This is a genomic window from Cupriavidus laharis (assembly GCF_914271435.1).
In the GTDB taxonomy this organism is placed as follows: Bacteria; Pseudomonadota; Gammaproteobacteria; order Burkholderiales; family Burkholderiaceae; genus Cupriavidus; species Cupriavidus laharis.
Genome location: NZ_CAJZAI010000010.1, coordinates 166,122 through 182,346, shown reverse-complemented (window position 1 = coordinate 182,346; position 16,225 = coordinate 166,122). Strand labels below are relative to the sequence as shown.

Annotated in this window: 17 protein-coding genes; 10 read left to right on the top strand and 7 right to left on the bottom strand. The window is 65.5% G+C overall.

The window, feature by feature from the left end; genetic code table 11:
* Positions 1 to 274 precede the first annotated feature (274 nt).
* The 5 genes from LDO29_RS20065 to LDO29_RS20045 all read right to left on the bottom strand — a co-directional run bounded on the left by LDO29_RS20065 (position 275) and on the right by LDO29_RS20045 (position 5,130).
* Positions 275 to 1,051, bottom strand: coding sequence for an enoyl-CoA hydratase (locus tag LDO29_RS20065; protein ID WP_224081516.1), 777 nt, complete (start codon positions 1,049 to 1,051; stop codon positions 275 to 277).
* Between the two features lie 83 nt (positions 1,052 to 1,134).
* Complete coding sequence (locus tag LDO29_RS20060) at positions 1,135 to 2,268, bottom strand: glycosyltransferase family 9 protein (RefSeq protein WP_224081515.1); 1,134 nt, start codon at positions 2,266 to 2,268, stop codon at positions 1,135 to 1,137.
* Positions 2,269 to 2,768: 500 nt separating this feature from the next.
* Positions 2,769 to 3,521, bottom strand: coding sequence for an amino acid ABC transporter ATP-binding protein (locus LDO29_RS20055; protein ID WP_224081528.1), 753 nt, complete (start codon positions 3,519 to 3,521; stop codon positions 2,769 to 2,771).
* Between the two features lie 37 nt (positions 3,522 to 3,558).
* A complete protein-coding gene (locus LDO29_RS20050) occupies positions 3,559 to 4,212 on the bottom strand; it encodes an amino acid ABC transporter permease (RefSeq protein ID WP_224081527.1) in 654 nt (217 codons plus the stop codon).
* A gap of 126 nt (positions 4,213 to 4,338) precedes the next feature.
* The gene (locus tag LDO29_RS20045; protein ID WP_224081514.1) at positions 4,339 to 5,130 is read right to left on the bottom strand and encodes an amino acid ABC transporter substrate-binding protein; all 792 of its coding nucleotides are present in this window, start codon (positions 5,128 to 5,130) and stop codon (positions 4,339 to 4,341) included.
* Between the two features lie 332 nt (positions 5,131 to 5,462).
* On the opposite strand from LDO29_RS20045, the gene paaG reads away from it, so the two are divergent.
* The 3 genes from paaG (at position 5,463) to paaK (ending at position 8,119) form a co-directional block, all read left to right on the top strand.
* Complete coding sequence (gene paaG / locus LDO29_RS20040; RefSeq protein ID WP_224081526.1) at positions 5,463 to 6,248, top strand: 2-(1,2-epoxy-1,2-dihydrophenyl)acetyl-CoA isomerase PaaG; 786 nt, start codon at positions 5,463 to 5,465, stop codon at positions 6,246 to 6,248.
* Between the two features lie 46 nt (positions 6,249 to 6,294).
* A complete protein-coding gene (paaI, locus tag LDO29_RS20035) occupies positions 6,295 to 6,738 on the top strand; it encodes a hydroxyphenylacetyl-CoA thioesterase PaaI (RefSeq protein WP_224081513.1) in 444 nt (147 codons plus the stop codon).
* A 76-nt stretch (positions 6,739 to 6,814) separates the two neighbouring features.
* The gene (gene paaK, locus LDO29_RS20030) at positions 6,815 to 8,119 is read left to right on the top strand and encodes a phenylacetate--CoA ligase PaaK (protein ID WP_224081512.1); all 1,305 of its coding nucleotides are present in this window, start codon (positions 6,815 to 6,817) and stop codon (positions 8,117 to 8,119) included.
* An 11-nt stretch (positions 8,120 to 8,130) separates the two neighbouring features.
* On the opposite strand, the gene mltA is transcribed toward paaK, so the two are convergent.
* Positions 8,131 to 9,279 (bottom strand): murein transglycosylase A, encoded by a 1,149-nt coding sequence (mltA, locus tag LDO29_RS20025; RefSeq protein ID WP_224081511.1) that lies wholly within the window; start codon positions 9,277 to 9,279, stop codon positions 8,131 to 8,133.
* Between the two features lie 117 nt (positions 9,280 to 9,396).
* Between mltA and LDO29_RS20020 the strand changes: the two genes are divergently transcribed.
* Positions 9,397 to 9,603 (top strand): hypothetical protein, encoded by a 207-nt coding sequence (locus LDO29_RS20020; protein WP_224081510.1) that lies wholly within the window; start codon positions 9,397 to 9,399, stop codon positions 9,601 to 9,603.
* Positions 9,604 to 9,637: 34 nt separating this feature from the next.
* Here the strand turns inward: LDO29_RS20020 and apaG are convergent, their stop codons facing one another.
* On the bottom strand, positions 9,638 to 10,012 hold the full coding sequence (apaG, locus tag LDO29_RS20015; RefSeq protein ID WP_041679716.1) for a Co2+/Mg2+ efflux protein ApaG: 375 nt from the start codon (positions 10,010 to 10,012) through the stop codon (positions 9,638 to 9,640).
* Between the two features lie 205 nt (positions 10,013 to 10,217).
* On the opposite strand from apaG, the gene rpe reads away from it, so the two are divergent.
* The 6 genes from rpe (at position 10,218) to trpC (ending at position 16,221) form a co-directional block, all read left to right on the top strand.
* Positions 10,218 to 10,919 carry a ribulose-phosphate 3-epimerase gene (gene rpe, locus LDO29_RS20010; protein WP_224081509.1) on the top strand — a complete coding sequence of 234 codons (702 nt, stop codon included), beginning with the start codon at positions 10,218 to 10,220 and terminating at the stop codon, positions 10,917 to 10,919.
* Complete coding sequence (locus tag LDO29_RS20005; protein ID WP_224081508.1) at positions 10,916 to 11,653, top strand: phosphoglycolate phosphatase; 738 nt, start codon at positions 10,916 to 10,918, stop codon at positions 11,651 to 11,653. The genes rpe and LDO29_RS20005 overlap by 4 nt, the downstream gene beginning before the upstream one ends.
* 444 nt (positions 11,654 to 12,097) lie before the next feature.
* Positions 12,098 to 13,615, top strand: coding sequence for an anthranilate synthase component I (gene trpE / locus LDO29_RS20000; protein WP_224081507.1), 1,518 nt, complete (start codon positions 12,098 to 12,100; stop codon positions 13,613 to 13,615).
* Positions 13,616 to 13,640: 25 nt separating this feature from the next.
* Entirely contained in the window at positions 13,641 to 14,210 is a 570-nt protein-coding gene (locus LDO29_RS19995) for an aminodeoxychorismate/anthranilate synthase component II (protein ID WP_224081506.1), read from the top strand.
* Positions 14,211 to 14,278: 68 nt separating this feature from the next.
* Positions 14,279 to 15,307, top strand: a complete 1,029-nt coding sequence (gene trpD / locus LDO29_RS19990) for an anthranilate phosphoribosyltransferase (RefSeq protein WP_224081505.1) — start codon at positions 14,279 to 14,281, stop codon at positions 15,305 to 15,307.
* A gap of 110 nt (positions 15,308 to 15,417) precedes the next feature.
* Complete coding sequence (trpC, locus tag LDO29_RS19985; protein ID WP_224081504.1) at positions 15,418 to 16,221, top strand: indole-3-glycerol phosphate synthase TrpC; 804 nt, start codon at positions 15,418 to 15,420, stop codon at positions 16,219 to 16,221.
* Positions 16,222 to 16,225: the final 4 nt, after the last annotated feature.

Here is a 16,225-nt window from a genome sequence, read left to right as displayed (position 1 = left end):
TTGCTTCAGCCAGTCGCGCCAACTTCGCGCTTCCAACCACCCAATCCACCCCGCAACCCTTGCCTGCCCTGCCTTGCAGCGCCGTCTCGTGTTGCGAGGGGGCGAATATTAGGCCGGTTCCGCGCCCCTTGCAACAACTTTGTCACAGTATTTCGATAGGGATGGCCGGGATTATCTTGTAAGCCATTGAGCAACAAAGAAAATCCCGTTTTCACGAGGTATCTGCACACGGGAATACCCCTGCATTACCCTCGGGTATTCCCTCATCAAGCTCTCAACGATGCTGGAAATTGGGGCTGCGCTTTTCGACGAAGGCGGCCATCCCTTCCTTCTGGTCTTCGCTGGCAAAAGTCGAATGGAACAGCCGGCGCTCGAAGCGCACGCCTTCGGCGAGCGTGGTTTCGTAGGCCGCGTTGATCGACTCCTTGATCATCATGACCACCGGCAGCGAGTAGCCGGCGATGGTTTCCGCTGCCGCCAGCGCTTCGTCGAGCAGCTTGTCTGCGGGCACCACGCGCGACACCAGGCCGGCGCGTTCGGCTTCGGCAGCATCCATCATGCGCGCCGTCAGGCACAGGTCCATGGCCTTGGCCTTGGACACCGCACGCGGCATGCGCTGCGTACCGCCGGCGCCGGGCATCGTGCCCAGCTTGACTTCAGGCTGCCCGAAACGCGCGTTCTCGGCAGCGATGATGATGTCGCACATCATGGCGAGTTCGGAGCCGCCCCCGAGTGCGTAGCCTGCCACGGCCGCGATCACCGGCTTGCGGATGGTGCGGATGGTTTCCCAGTTGCGGGTGATGTAGTCGCCCTTGTAGACGTCCATGAACGAGTACTTCGCCATCATGCCGATGTCGGCGCCGGCGGCAAATGCCTTCTCGCTGCCGGTAATGACGATGGCGCCGATGCCCTCATCCCTGTCGAAAGCCGTCAGCGCGGCGCCCAGTTCATCCATCAGCGCGTCGTTGAGCGCGTTCAGCGCCTTCGGGCGATGCAGCGTGACCAGCCCGACGCGGCCGCGCGTTTCCACCAGGATGTTTTCGTACGACATGTCTTCTCCTTTATAGGCAAATGCAGGCGGAGAGTTTGCCACGTTGCCGGGGCAATTGGGACTATCCGCGCAGGCAGGCGCATTCATGGCGCGACGCCGCCGGCGTTCGCGAGATCATCCGACCGCGCCCACAAACCCTTTTGCGGGGCTTGCCTGTTCACGAACGGGTCGTCGTTCTTTGTAGCCGCTTCCGTTGCGCGAAGATTCCCGTCGCCCGAAATGAGCTCATACGACGCTTCCACGACCTGGCTCACCTGCACGTCCTCGATCAACGTGCCCGTCAACGGCTTGACGATTCGCAAGCGATTGCTGTCGCCGGCGGGGCCTGTCACGTGCGAAAGCGTCGGCCCGAAGATCGCGACAACCGGCGTACCGAATGCCGCCGCAACATGGGTTGGCCCGGTATCCGTGCCGATCAGGAGATCCGCGTCGGCGATCAGCGCCATCATCTCCGGCAACGGCGTCTTGCCGCACAGGTTGATGACCCCCGGGAACTTGTCCGCAATCTGCGCTATATGCTCGGCTTCAGCCGGCGTGCCGATCAACACAGGCTGATGGTGCGGGAAATATCGCGACCAGCCCTCCAGCAGTTCGATCCATTTCTCCACAGGCCAAAGACGCGTGTTCTTTCTGTTGTGATAGAACGAGCTGTTACCGGTATGCAGGCAGATGAATGGTGTTTGCAGCCCATAACGCGCCCGGATGTCGATGTCCGGCCTTCTTAGCGAGGGCATGGCCCGATTTGCGATATGGTCAGGCGTGCAATAGGCGAGCAGCCGCTGAACGACCGTCGTCCTGTGGGTCTCCGGCGGATCCACTTCCTGCCGCACCTTATAGACCTTGACCTTGTGGGCAGCTGGGAAGAACCAGCCCAGGCTCGGGAAGAAGTCCGTCCTGTTGATGGTCAGATCCAGAATCAGATGATAGGGATAGCGGAGTAGTGCCTGTGCGAGTATCAGCCACTTGTGCGGGTTCACCAGCAAGGGCAGCCTGGGGCCCCCGCGCAGAATGAGGATTCGCGAAATGCGTGGATCGTGCCTGAATAATTCACCAGAGCGATGCTTCAGCAGCAGGTCGATCTCGATATCGTTCCCATGGGCTTCGCGCAAGGCATCGATGGATGCGCTGGCCCATACGACATCACCCAGGCCGCCAATGCAAAGAACCAGTGCCCGCGGCCTCGATTTACCGTTAGCCAGTTTCGTTTTCTGCAACATTGATTCTCCAGCTGCCGAGATGGGATCGGACAAAATGTCCTGCCGCCTGTCCCCTTGCGCGTTGACGAGGAATCCATTGCGCCCCGGGGTGACTCGATCGAGGCATTGGCTGATCTTGAGCGCCCGGAAAGAAGTCAGGGAGTCTGCCAGACCTTTGTTTGGAAATAAAGACAGGCGAAATGACTGTTAGTTGCATCGGCGTCACGTCTGCCCGCTGGATGTGAGATGCATGGCCGATGCGTCACCTTCGGCGTTTCCGGCGAAGCGACCCCAATAAAAATAGGCAAATACACGAGATAGGAGGGCGCTACACCATCCCAGGCGGACGGTGCCAGAAGCCGGCACATCAGGCCGGATAGCCTGGCAGCTTCGATGAGGAGGAGTGATTGGTCCCGCTACCGCTTGGGATATCCTGCCCTGGAGCGCGTATATATCGCGGAGAAAAACTTCCGGGGAATACGCCACCGCAGGATTCTCGGGATCACGCGGTGGCGGCGCTGCTAGAGCATGTGCGCCAGGAATTCCTTGGTACGCGCATGGGTGGGCGCGCCGAACACACGCTCAGGCGGCCCTTCCTCGAGGATCCTGCCCTCGTCCATGAACACGACATGGTTGGCGACTTCTCGTGCGAAGCCCATCTCATGCGTGACCACGAGCATGGTCATATGCTCGTCGGCGAGTTGCCGCATGGTCCGCAGGACCTCGCCGGTCAGCTCCGGGTCGAGCGCGGAAGTCGGTTCATCGAACAGCATGATGTCAGGCTCCATCGCCAAGGCGCGGGCGATGGCCACGCGCTGCTTCTGCCCGCCGGACAGGCGCGCCGGATAGCTGTCCCGCTTGGCCAGCAGGCCGACCTTGCGCAACAGTTCCTCGGCCTTGGGCACCACCGCATCGCGCGACAAACCCTTGACCGTCATCGGCGCCTCGATGATGTTCTGCAGGACCGTCATGTGCGGGAACAGGTTGAACGACTGGAACACCATGCCCATCTTGCGGCAGATGCGGCGCACTTCCCCGTCCGGCACGTATTTGGCGGCGCCATCGGATCCCGTCGTCGCCAGCGCCTCGCCTTCGATCTCGATAGTGCCGCTGTCGATCACCTCGAGATGGTTGAGGCAGCGCAGCAAGGTGCTCTTCCCCGAGCCCGAAGGCCCGATCACCGCCGTGACGTCGCCCTTGCGCAAGGTCAGGGAGACCCCGTGCAGGACCTGCAGCGGCCCGAATGCCTTGACGATGTCCCGCGCCGCGACCATGGCGCCGGGTGCCCGGCTGGAATCGGCTCCGGCCCGGTCAGTCATCATGTTTGGCATAGCGTTTCTCGAGGTGCTGGAAAAACCAGGTCAGGATCAGTGTCATCACCAGATAGAACAGCGCGGCGACCAGGAACGGCGTGGTGGTGAAGTCGCGCTGCACGATGCCGCGTGCGGTGCGGAGAATATCGTTGAGCGCCAGGACGTAGATCAGGGACGTGTCCTTGATCAGCGTGATGGTCTCGTTGCTGACCGGCGGCAACACGCGGCTGACCATCTGCGGCAGTACGACGCGCCGCATGGTCTGGAAGTAAGTCATGCCAAGCGCCTTGCTGGCCTCATACTGGCCGCGATCGACCGACTTGATCCCGGCGCGGAAGATTTCCGCGAAATAGGCCGCGTAGTTCAGCGCGAACGCGACCACCGCGGCGGGAAAGTCCGGCAGGCGCACACCGATGACCGGCACGAACGGCAGCGCGAAATAGATGAACAGCATCTGCAGCATCAGCGGCGTGCCGCGCATCAGCCAGATATAGCCGTTGACGAGGCCGCTCAGCAGCGGCCATTTCGAGATGCGCGCCAGCGCCAGCCCCAGCCCCAGCGGTACCGAGAGGGCGAGCGTGATGAGGAACAGTGTGAGGGTGACTTTCGCACCCTGCGCCAATGGCGGCAGAAGGGATAAGACGTAATCCATGCTTGCGCGGATGGAATGGATTCGGGTCCGGTGCGCGGGGCCGTTGTTACCGTGCCGGCGCCCGGACCGCGATGAGGCGCGACGCTGCGCCGCCAATGCAGCGCGGGACGTCGCGAAAGGTCAGGATTACTTGGTGATGTCGGCGCCGAACCACTGGGTGGCGATGCGGGCTGCCGTGCCGTCTTCCTTCATCGAAGCCAGGGTCTTGTCGAGCTTGCCGAGCAGCTCGCCGTCGTCCTTGCGTACGCCGACACCGTAGTCTTCCGTGCCGAAGTTCTCGTCCAGCACGCGGTATTCGCCGGCGCGCTTGCTGATGAGGTAGCGGCCCACCACTTCGTCCACCACGATCGCGTCGAGGCGGCCGGCCGACAGGTCCATCAGGGCCGTCACGTTATCGCCGAACGTCTTGAGTTCCTTCAGGCTGGCCGCGATCTGGGCTTCCTTCTTGATCGCATCCACCGCGCTGCTGCCGTCCTGCGCGCCGACGATGCGGCCGGCCAGGTCGGCCTTGGTCTTCACCGGCGAGTTGGTGCCGACGATGACGATCTGGTGGTTCGTCATATAGGGAGCGGTGAAGCTGATGTTCTGCTTGCGCTCTTCCGTGATGGTCAGGCCGTTCCACAGGACATCCACGCGCTTGCCGTTGAGCTCGGCTTCCTTGGCGCTCCAGTCGATCGGCTTGAACTCGACCGTCATGCCGAGACGGCGGCTCGCTTCCTTGGCCATGTCGATATCGAAGCCGACCAGTTCGTTGTTGCTGTCGCGGAAGCCCATCGGCGGGAAATTGTCGTCCAGGCCGACAATGATCTTGCTGGCCGCGGCCGGCTCCGTGGCGGCGGCGGGCGCCGATTCCTTCTTGCCGCACGCCCCAAGCAGCGCGACGGTCGAAATCAGGAGTAGTGCAGCGAACTTCTTCATGGGGTATCCAATGCAAAAAGGCGGGCACGCCGGTGTCCGGGTACGGAGACCGGCAGGCTTCGGGTTGTTTGTGGCAGCGCGATTATAGAGCGACACTCTCCCCCGGCATGGCGACGGTCGCCGACAATCGCGCAAAGCATCCGGACTGGCCCTGGCAAGGCGTGCAGCGGCAGGCTCCCGGCGCTGAAGCAGCCGGCACCACCTGCGTTCGGCGTTTGATGCTACCATTAGCCGACCGACTGGTCGGTTAATTAAAGAACCGCCCGACGAGAACACCAAGGCAGGAGACAACAATGCCCCCGATGTCCGCGCCCGCTGGCCAGCCGGTCAGCATGGACTCCGGCCCGGTCTTGCTGGCATGGCAAGGCACCGTGGCCGTGATCACCCTGAACCGCCCCGACAAGCTCAACAGTTTCACGCGCGAGATGCACGGCGCGCTGCAGCAAGCACTCGATCATGTGGAGGCTGGCGGCGCCCGCGCGCTGCTGCTGACCGGCGCCGGCCGCGGCTTCTGCGCCGGCCAGGATCTCGCCGACCTGGACTTCACGCCGGGCAAGATGACCGACCTGGGCGCGCTGATCGACAGCTATTTCAATCCGCTCGTCCGCCGCCTACAGGCGCTGCCGCTGCCGGTAGTGGCCGCTGTGAACGGCACCGCCGCGGGCGCCGGCGCCAACCTGGCGCTGGCCTGCGACATGGTGCTGGCGGCGCGTTCGGCCAGTTTCATCCAGGCCTTCGTCAAGATCGGGCTGGTACCCGATTCCGGCGGCACCTGGCTGCTGCCCAAGCGTATCGGCATGGCACGCGCCTTGGGCCTGGCCATGACTGGCGAGAAGCTCTCGGCCGAAGAGGCCGAGAAATGGGGCCTGGTCTGGGAAACCATGGACGATCCCCTGCTGCATGAGCAGGCGCTGGCCCTCGCCACGCACCTGGCGGCCCAACCCACGCGCGCCCTCGCGGCGATCAAGCGCGCCATGCATGCCAGCGGCACCTTGACGCTGGATGCACAGCTTGACCTGGAACGGGACCTGCAGCGCGAGCTCGGGCAATCCGCCGACTATGCGGAAGGCGTCAATGCCTTCCTGGAAAAGCGCGCGCCGAAGTTCACCGGCCGCTGACCGGCAGGTGCCGCCGGGCGCCGCCCCACCGAGACAGGAGACCCGCTTGACCAAGAATCCGCAGGCACTCGCCGAAGCGGCCGCCGCCGCCATGTACGAAGCCGATACGTGCAGCCGCTGGCTCGGCATCGTGGTGCAGGAAGTGCGGCCCGGCTATGCCCGGCTGACCATGCCGGTACGGCCCGAATTCCTCAATGGCCACGGCATCTGCCACGGCGGCCTGATGTTTACACTGGCTGACTCCAGCTTCGCTTTCGCGTGCAATAGCCACAATATCAATACCGTGGCGGCGGGCTGCAGCATCGAGTTCCTGAAGCCCGTGCACGGCGGCGACGTGCTGACCGCCGAGGCAGTCGAGCAGACCCTGTCCGGCCGGCATGGCATCTACGACATCCGCGTGACCAACGCCGCCGGCGAAGTGGTGGCGATGTTCCGCGGCAAGTCGGCGCAGATCAAGGGCCACGTGGTACCGCCGGAAAACATCACCTGAAGCATCGCCAGGCCGGTGGCCTGGCCCGCACAAGACGATTTCACCGACAAGACCGCCCCCCCGTGCAGGAGACGATATGAGCACGCGCCTGACCGATCTGCCGCTCGAACCCATCGAGACCGCCAGCCGCGCCGAGCTGCAGGCGCTGCAGCTCGAACGCCTGAAGTGGTCGCTGCATCATGCCTACGAGCATTCGCCGGTCTACCGCCGCAAGTTCGACGAGGCCGGCGTGCACCCGGACCAGCTCCAGACGCTGGCGGACCTGGCGCGCTTCCCGTTCACCAGCAAGCAGGACCTGCGCGACAACTATCCGTTCGGCATGTTCGCCGTGCCCCAGGACCGCGTGGCGCGCGTGCATGCCTCGTCGGGCACCACCGGCAAGCCGACGGTGGTGGGCTACACGCTGAAGGACATCGATACCTGGGCCACCGTGATGGCGCGCTCGATCCGCGCGTCCGGCGCGCGGCGCGGCGACAAGGTGCACGTCAGCTATGGCTACGGCCTGTTCACGGGCGGCTTGGGCGCGCACTACGGCGTGGAAAAGGCCGGCCTCACGGCGATCCCGTTCGGCGGCGGGCAGACCGAGCGCCAGGTGCAACTGATCACGGATTTCAAGCCCGAGATCATCATGGTCACGCCCAGCTACATGCTGGCGATTGCCGATGAATTCGAGCGCCAGGGCATCGACCCGGCCAGCACATCCCTGCGCGTCGGCATCTTCGGCGCCGAGCCGTGGACGCCGGAAATGCGCCAGGCGATCGAGAAGCGCATGAACATTTCGGCGGTGGACATCTACGGCCTGTCCGAGGTAATGGGTCCGGGCGTGGCCAACGAGTGCGCCGAGACCAAGGACGGCCCGACCGTCTGGGAAGACCACTTCTACCCCGAGATCATCGACCCGGACACCGGCGAGGTGCTGCCCGACGGCGAGTTCGGCGAGCTGGTGTTCACGTCGCTGACCAAGGAAGCGATGCCGGTGGTCCGCTACCGCACCCGCGATCTGACGCGGCTGCTGCCGGGCACCGCGCGCCCGGCGTTCCGGCGCATGGAAAAGGTCACCGGCCGCACCGACGACATGATGATCGTGCGCGGCGTGAACGTGTTCCCGTCGCAGATCGAAGAACTGATCCTGAAGCGCCCCGAACTGGCGCCGCACTACCAGTGCGTGCTGACGCGCGAGGGACCGATGGACGTGCTGACCGTCCGCGTGGAATGCGCCCACGGCGGCGAACCAGCAACGGCACAGGCCGCGCGAGACGCGCTGGTCCACGATATCAAGGCGTATATCGGCGTCAGCGCCGGCATCGAGGTGCTGCCGGCCGGCGGCATCGAGCGCTCGGTCGGCAAGGCGCGGCGCATCGTCGACCAGCGCTCGCGCTAACGCCGCAGCGCTCAGCTGCGCGGCATCAGCACCCACATCCGGCCGCCCTGCTTCATGCGGCCGGCGGTCTCGCCCGCGGCGTCTCCCGCGCCCCAGAAGAAGTCCGCACGCACGCCGCCCTTGATGGCGCTGCCGGTGTCCTGCGCGAACATCAGCCGCTCGATCGGTTCGGTCGACAGCGGGCGCGTGGTCGACAGGAATACGGGCACGCCCAGCGGAATCGTGGCCGGATCGACCGCGATCGAGCGCTCGGCCGTCAGCGGCACGCCCAGCGCGCCGACCGGGCCGTCATTGGTCGGCGGCAGCTCGCGGAAAAACACATAGCGGGGGTTCACGTTGAGCATCTCGTCCACGCGCGACGGGTTGGCCCGCGCCCAGGCCTTGATGCCCTGCATGGTCGCCTGCACCGGCGTGATCTCGCCGCGGTCGAGCAGCCACTTGCCGAACGAGCGGAACGGCTGGTCGTTAGTGCCGCCAAAGCCCACGCGCATCACGGCGCCGTTGGGCAGCCGGATGCGGCCGGAACCCTGGATCTGCAGGAAGGCGGCTTCCACCGCGTCGTCCACCCACACCAGCTCGTTGCCGCGCAGCGCCGGATTCTGCAGCAGCTCGGCCCGGGCGGGCAGCCCACGGTTGGCCAGCTGCGCCGGCTTGCGGTACAGCGGAATCTGGTACGGGCCTTGCCGCGTACGCGAGCCGTGCAGGATGGGTTCGTAGTAGCCGGTGATCAGGCCGCTGTCGGAGCCGTCGCCGTTGATGACGCGGTAGGGCTGGAAATTGGATTCGAAGTAGGCCCGCATGGCGCCGAGGTCGCCGGCGTCGACCATCAGGCCCGCGGCGCACGCGCGGCTCCATTCGGCGCGTTTTTTCAGCGCCTGGCAGCTGGCCTGCAGTGCGGGCCAGGCGGCGCGCATGTCGTCCTGCGTCCAGCCGTTGATCTCGCTCCAGCTCGCGGCCTGCAGGCGGCCCTTCTGCGTGCCCGGCGTCGGCACCGGCGTGCCGGGCGCGCCGCCGGTCTCGATGCGCGGCGGCGGCCCGCTCATGCAGCCGGCCAGCAGCGCGGCGCCGGCTGCCAGCGCGAGCCAGCCCCGCCACGGCGCGCCGGCACGGCGGCTGGCCTGGGATCGAGGAAACGTGGAAAGGGAATGCGCAATTGCCATCTTGTCAGTTCGTATTGTCCAGCGCCGCCGCGCATGCACCCGGGCCAATGCCCTACAATGCCCGGCGTCAATCGTCACCGATGCCGGCGCCCGTGAGGGCCGCCCGCCGTACCGATCATGTCCGAGTTCCTTGAAGCCCACCCGATGCTGCTGTTCGCGCTCGAAGCCGGCGTGGCGCTGTTCCTGCTGATCTTCATCGTGGTCTGGACCATGGGCACGGCGAAGAAGAACCCTCGCCCGACCCGTGCCCCCGCTGACCACCCGTCGCGCCAGGCCCGGGACCAGAAGCCGCCGCAGGATCAGGACAGCCAGCCGCGCCAGTAGGTTCCCGGCGCCGCAAGCTGCGGCCCGATGCCGCTCAGTGCAGCATGCGCGGCAGTACCAGCGCGAACTCGGGAATCGGCACCTCGAAGCGGTGGCCGTCCTCGGCCACGCAGAAATATTCGCCCTTCATCGAGCCCACTGGCGTTGAGATCGTGGCCCAGCTCGTGTACTCGAAATGCTCGCCCGGCTTGAGCAGCGGCTGATGGCCGACCACGCCGAGGCCCGAGACTTCCTGCGACGCATTGTCGCTGTCGGTAATGATCCAATGGCGCGAGATCAGCTGCGCGGCGACTTCGCCGGTATTGTGGATTGTGATGGTGTACGCGAAGGCGTGGCGCCCGCGTTCGGGGTCGGACTGGTCGGGCAGGTACTGGGTGCGTACCGCCACGGAAAAAGCGTACTCGCTCATTTGTCTGCGGGATCCGGCTTCAAGGGTAGGCGCATTGTGCGGCAAGGCTCCGGCAGCGGCAAGTGCAGAGTCGGCCCCGGCTCCACGGCGCCGACAGGCGTAAAATACGCGCCATTCGCCGGCCGGCAGTCCCCGGATCGCCCCGCACGAGCAGGATTCCCGCCGCGCCGCCCACCACACAGTCCCCTTTTTTCCGCCCGCCGCCATGAGCACGCCCACCTACCGCATCGCCCCGTCCATCCTGTCCGCCGACTTTGCCCGCCTGGGCGAGGAAGTCCGCCGCGTGACCGAGGCCGGCGCCGACTGGATCCACTTCGACGTGATGGACAACCACTACGTCCCGAACCTGACGGTGGGCCCGCTGGTCTGCGAGGCGATCCGCCCGCATGTGACCGCCCCGATCGACGTGCACCTGATGGTGCGCCCGGTGGACCGCATCATCCCGGACTTCGCCAAGGCCGGTGCCAACATCATCACCTTCCACCCGGAAGCCAGCGAACACGTCGACCGCTCGCTCGCGCTGATCCGCGACAACGGCTGCCAGGCCGGCCTGGTGTTCAACCCGGCCACGCCGCTGCACCACCTGGACCATGTGATGGACCGCCTGGACGTGATCCTGCTGATGTCGGTCAACCCGGGCTTCGGCGGCCAGTCGTTCATCCCCGAGACGCTGAACAAGCTGCGCGCCGTGCGCCAGCGCATCGATGCCTACACCGCCCGTACCGGCCGCAAGATCCTGCTGGAAGTGGACGGCGGCGTGAAGGTCGACAACATCGCGGAAATCGCCGCGGCCGGCGCCGACACCTTCGTGGCCGGTTCGGCCGTGTTCGGCAAGCCCGACGCCGACGGCGGCTACCGCGGCATTATCTCCGCGCTGCGCGCCGAGCTGGCCAAGGTCGGCCAATGAGCGCCGGCATGACGCTGCGCCGTGCCGACTGGCGCGGCATCGAGGGCGTGATCGTCGACCTGGACGGCACCATGGTCGACACCGCCGGCGATTTCCACGCCTCGATCAACGCCATGCTGCTGGCGCTGGCGCACCTGCACCCCAACCTGGGGCCGGTGGCGCCGATGTCCGAACAGGAGATCGTCAGCTTCGTCGGCAAGGGCTCGGAGAACCTGATCCGGCGCGTGCTGGATGCGCGTTTCTCGCCGCTGCACGCCAACGGCCTGTTCGCCCAGGCTTATGCGCTCTACGACCGCGAGTACATCCGCATCAACGGCCAGTTCTCGCGGGTCTACCCCGGCGTGCGCGAAGGCCTGGCGGCGCTGAAGGCGGCCGGACTGCGCATGGCCTGCGTGACCAACAAGCCCTACAACTTCACCGAGCCGCTGCTGGCCAAGACCGGGCTGGCGCAGTATTTCGAGCTGGTCTACGGCGGCGATGCGTTTCCGCTGCGCAAGCCGGACCCGTACCCGCTGCTCAAGGTGGCCGAGGTTTTCCACCTCGATCCGTCCGCCATGCTGGCCATCGGCGACTCGGAAAACGACGCGCAGGCGGCCCGCGCGGCCGGCATGGGCGTGCTGCTGATGCCCTATGGCTACAACCATGGCAACCCTGTACAAGGCGTCGACGCCGATGGTATAGTCGATTCCATTGCCCGCGTGGCAGAGCTTCTTTCTGCACACCAACCGTGCTGACACGCTGAAAGCTCAAGGCCGAAGCCCGGGTAATCAAATCTCTACAGCCCCAGAACACCTGAATGTTCGTCAACCGCAAACGCATCTCTTCTGGCAGTGATCGGCAGGCTTGGCCCTGGCGTCGCTGGCGCGCCTCCCAACAGGCGTAAAGTGCGTTCGCGAGTCCGCTGAAGGGCCTTCGTACGGAAGGCTCGTCAGCACCGGCCAGGGTGCCGGCATCCTTACCAGGATCCCTCTTCACTCCCCGCCAGCAAGCGTAGCCGCATGTGCTACGTTTAGCTCAAGAACGCGCCACACGCCGCCAGGCCGTGTGCGGTCTTGTCCGCAGTCTTTCCGCACCACGGTTCCGCAACCGGAGCGGCCTTGCGCCTGCTTCCGCCCAATTGCCGACACCACGGCGCCGCGCCAACCCAAGAACGCCGCGCGCCGCAAACGAGGATCGACATGACCGAACTGGAATTCAAATCGCTGGCCGACCAGGGCTACAACCGAATCCCCCTGATCGCCGAGGCCTTTGCCGACCTGGAAACCCCGCTGTCGCTGTACCTGAAGCTGGCCCAGTCGCAGACGCGCGGCGTCAACACCTTCCTGCTGGAATCGGTGGTGGGCGGCGAACGCTTCGGGCGCTACTCGTTCATCGGCCTGCATGCCCGCACGCTGCTGCGCTCCTACGGCAACCGCGCCGAGGTCGTGACCGACGGCAAGGTGGTCGAAACCCACGAAGGCAATCCTCTGGATTTCATCGCCGAGTTCGAGAGCCGCTTCAAGGTGGCGCTGCGCCCCGGCCTGCCGCGCTTCTGCGGCGGCCTGGCCGGCTACTTCGGCTATGACGCGGTGCGCTATATCGAGAAGAAACTGGCCAACACGCAGAAGGCTGATGACCTCGGCCTGCCCGATATCCAGTTGCTGCTGTGCGAAGAGCTGGCCGTGATCGACAACCTGTCCGGCAAGCTCTACCTGATCGTCTACGCCGACCCGACCACGCCCGAGGCATACTCCCGCGCGCGCCAGCGCCTGCGCGAGCTGCGCATGAAGCTGCGCCAGCCGGTGGACGTGCCCGTGACCAGCCCGTCGGTGCAGACCGACGTCTACCGCGAGTTCGCCAAGGCCGACTACCTCGCCGCCGTGCACAAGGCCAAGGAATACATCATGGCCGGCGACATGATGCAGGTGCAGATCGGCCAGCGGCTGATGAAGCCATACCGCGACGCGCCGCTGTCGCTGTATCGCGCGCTGCGCTCGCTGAACCCGTCGCCGTACATGTACTTCTATAACTTCGGCGATTTCCAGATCGTCGGGGCCTCGCCGGAGATCCTGGTGCGCCAGGAATCGCGCAAGGTCGGCACCAATGGCGACGCGCGCGACGAACATATCGTCACCATCCGTCCGCTGGCCGGCACGCGCCCGCGCGGCAACACGCCCGAGAAAGATACCCAGCTCGCCACCGAACTGCTCAACGACCCGAAAGAGATCGCCGAGCACGTGATGCTGATCGACCTGGCGCGCAACGACATCGGCCGCATTGCCGAAACCGGCTCGGTCAAGGTCACCGACAAGATGGTGATCGAGAAATACTCGCACGTGCAGCACATCGTCAGCTCGGTCGAGGGCACGCTGCGTCCGGGCATGAGCAATCTGGACGTGCTGCGCGCCACCTTCCCGGCCGGTACGCTGTCGGGCGCGCCCAAGGTGCACGCGATGGAGATCATCGACGAACTGGAGCCGCGCAAGCGCGGCATCTATGGCGGCGCCGTCGGCTACCTGTCGTTCGGCGGCGAGATGGACCTGGCAATCGCCATCCGCACCGGCATCATCAAGGACGGCAACCTCTACGTGCAGGCCGCGGCCGGCATCGTCGCCGATTCGGACCCCGAAGCCGAATGGAGGGAAACCGAAGCCAAGGCACGCGCCGTGATCCGCGCCGCCGAGCAGGTCCAGGATGGCCTGGATTCCGACATCTGAACCAGGGAATAAGGGAGAAAAGGCCATGCTGCTGATGATCGACAACTACGATTCGTTCACCTACAACCTGGTGCAGTACTTCGGCGAACTCGGCGAGGACGTGCGCACCTACCGCAACGACGAGATCACGATCGAGGAAATCGAGGCGCTCAAACCCGACCACATCTGCGTGTCGCCCGGCCCGTGCAGCCCGAAGGAAGCCGGCATCTCGGTGGCCGTGCTGCAGCACTTTGCAGGCAAGGTCCCGCTGCTGGGCGTGTGCCTGGGCCACCAGGCCATCGGCGAGGCCTTCGGCGGCAAGGTGATCCGCGCCAAGCAGGTCATGCACGGCAAGGTCAGCACCATCGAGACCACGCAGGAGGGCGTGTTCGCCGGCCTGCCGAAGCACTTCGACGTGACGCGCTATCATTCGCTGGCGATCGAGCGCGAAACGCTGCCCGAGTGCCTGGAAGTGACCGCCTGGACGCCTGATGGCGAGATCATGGGCGTGCGCCACAAGACGCTGGCCGTCGAAGGCGTGCAGTTCCATCCCGAATCGATCCTTTCCGAACATGGCCATGCCCTGCTGGCCAACTTCCTGAAAGCAACGCGATGAGGCTGCTCGACACCCCCACCCCTTCCGTTTCCATCGCGCCGCACGCCACCCAACCGACCGAGACCGCCATGACCATCACCGCCCAGGAAGCGCTGACCCGCTGTATCGAACACCGCGAGATCTTCCACGACGAGATGCTGCACCTGATGCGGCAGATCATGCAGGCGCAGATCTCCCCGGTGATGGCCGCCGCGATCCTGACCGGCCTGCGCGTAAAGAAGGAAACCATCGGCGAGATCTCGGCCGCGGCGCAGGTCATGCGCGAATTCGCCAACAAGGTCGATGTAGCCGACCGCGAAAACTTCGTCGATATCGTCGGCACCGGCGGCGACGGCTCGCATACGTTCAATATCTCGACCGCCTCGATGTTCGTGGCGGCCGCTGCCGGGGCGAAGATCGCCAAGCACGGCAACCGCGGCGTGAGTTCCAAGTCGGGCAGCGCCGACGTGCTGGAAGCGCTGGGCGTGAACATCATGCTGACGCCGGAACAGGTCGGCCAGTGTATCGCGCAGACCGGCATCGGCTTCATGTTCGCCCCGACCCACCACCCGGCCATGAAGAACGTGGCGCCGATCCGCAAGGAAATGGGCGTGCGCACCATCTTCAATATCCTCGGCCCGCTGACCAACCCGGCCGACGCGCCGAACATCCTGATGGGCGTGTTCCACCCGGATCTCGTCGGCATCCAGGTGCGCGTGATGCAGCGCCTGGGCGCGAAGCACGCGCTGGTGGTGTACGGCAAGGACGGCATGGACGAGGTGTCGCTCGGCGCCGCCACGCTGGTCGGCGAACTGAAGGACGGGGAGATCCGCGAGTACGAAATCCACCCGGAAGACTTCGGTCTGTCGATGGTCTCCAACCGCGGCCTGAAGGTCGCCGATGCCGTCGAGTCGAAGGAGATGCTGCTCGAAGCGCTCGGCAACGTGCCCGGCACGCCGCGCGAGATCGTCTCGCTTAACGCGGGCACGGCGCTGTATGCCGCCAACGTGGCCGACTCGATCGAAGATGGTATCCGCCGCGCGCGCGAAGCCATCGCCAGCGGCGCCGCGCGCGAGAAGCTCGACCACTTCGTGCGCGCCACGCAGCAATTCAAGTAAGCCGCACGTCGTTCCCGCGAAAGCGGGAACCCAGCGTCTTTGCTGTGCAAGCGCTGATGAAAGTCACTGGGCTCCCGCCTTCGCGGGAGCGACGTTGAAAGAGTGCCAATATGTCCGACATCCTGCAAAAGATCCTGGCCGTGAAGGCCGACGAAGTCGCTGCCGCGCGCAAGAAGCGCGACCTGCCCAGCCTGCGCGCGGAGGCCGAGGCCCTGCGCACCGAAGCCGGCTTCGCCCCGCGCGGCTTCGAGCGCGCGCTGCGCGAGAAGATCGCCGCCGGCCATGCCGGCGTGATCGCCGAGGTCAAGAAGGCCTCCCCGTCCAAGGGCGTGCTGCGCGAGAATTTCGTGCCCGAGGCGATTGCCGAAAGCTACGCCAGCCACGGCGCCGCCTGCCTGTCGGTGCTGACCGACGTGAACTTCTTCCAGGGTCATGCCGACTACCTGAAGCGCGCGCGCGGCGCCTGCCCGCTGCCCGCACTGCGCAAGGACTTCATGGTCGACCTGTACCAGGTCTATGAAGCGCGCACCTGGGGCGCGGACTGCATCCTGCTGATCGTCGCCGCGCTCGACCCGGGCCTGATGGCCGACCTGGAAGCGTGCGCGCACGAGCTTGGCATGGACGTGCTTGTGGAGGTCCACGGCGGTGACGAACTCGACCGCGCGCTGCGCCTGAAGACGCCGCTGCTGGGCGTCAACAACCGCAACCTGCGTACGTTCGAAGTCTCGCTCGACAACACGCTGGACCTGCTGCCAAGCATGCCGGCCGATCGCCTCGTGGTGACAGAATCCGGCATCCTGGGCCCGAACGACGTGAAGCGTATGCGCGATGCCGATGTGCATGCGTTCCTGGTCGGCGAAGCGTTCATGCGGGCGCCGGACCCGGGTGTGGAACTGGCGCGGCTGTTCGCGTAAGCCA

Bases quoted from the DNA above. Each gene is read 5' to 3' on its own strand.
- paaG (WP_224081526.1), top strand. From the start codon at position 5,463: ATGGACTCCGGCCCGGTCTTGCTGGCATGGCAAGGCACCGTGGCCGTG.
- rpe (WP_224081509.1), top strand. From the start codon at position 10,218: ATGAGCACGCCCACCTACCGCATCGCCCCGTCCATCCTGTCCGCCGAC.
- LDO29_RS20060 (WP_224081515.1), bottom strand. From the start codon at position 2,268: ATGTTGCAGAAAACGAAACTGGCTAACGGTAAATCGAGGCCGCGGGCA.
- LDO29_RS20065 (WP_224081516.1), bottom strand. From the start codon at position 1,051: ATGTCGTACGAAAACATCCTGGTGGAAACGCGCGGCCGCGTCGGGCTG.
- LDO29_RS20050 (WP_224081527.1), bottom strand. From the start codon at position 4,212: ATGGATTACGTCTTATCCCTTCTGCCGCCATTGGCGCAGGGTGCGAAA.
- LDO29_RS20020 (WP_224081510.1), top strand. From the start codon at position 9,397: ATGTCCGAGTTCCTTGAAGCCCACCCGATGCTGCTGTTCGCGCTCGAA.
- LDO29_RS20055 (WP_224081528.1), bottom strand. From the start codon at position 3,521: ATGGTCGCGGCGCGGGACATCGTCAAGGCATTCGGGCCGCTGCAGGTC.
- mltA (WP_224081511.1), bottom strand. From the start codon at position 9,279: ATGGCAATTGCGCATTCCCTTTCCACGTTTCCTCGATCCCAGGCCAGC.
- apaG (WP_041679716.1), bottom strand. From the start codon at position 10,012: ATGAGCGAGTACGCTTTTTCCGTGGCGGTACGCACCCAGTACCTGCCC.
- trpE (WP_224081507.1), top strand. From the start codon at position 12,098: ATGACCGAACTGGAATTCAAATCGCTGGCCGACCAGGGCTACAACCGA.
- trpC (WP_224081504.1), top strand. From the start codon at position 15,418: ATGTCCGACATCCTGCAAAAGATCCTGGCCGTGAAGGCCGACGAAGTC.
- paaK (WP_224081512.1), top strand. From the start codon at position 6,815: ATGAGCACGCGCCTGACCGATCTGCCGCTCGAACCCATCGAGACCGCC.
- trpD (WP_224081505.1), top strand. From the start codon at position 14,279: ATGACCATCACCGCCCAGGAAGCGCTGACCCGCTGTATCGAACACCGC.
- LDO29_RS20045 (WP_224081514.1), bottom strand. From the start codon at position 5,130: ATGAAGAAGTTCGCTGCACTACTCCTGATTTCGACCGTCGCGCTGCTT.
- LDO29_RS20005 (WP_224081508.1), top strand. From the start codon at position 10,916: ATGAGCGCCGGCATGACGCTGCGCCGTGCCGACTGGCGCGGCATCGAG.
- LDO29_RS19995 (WP_224081506.1), top strand. From the start codon at position 13,641: ATGCTGCTGATGATCGACAACTACGATTCGTTCACCTACAACCTGGTG.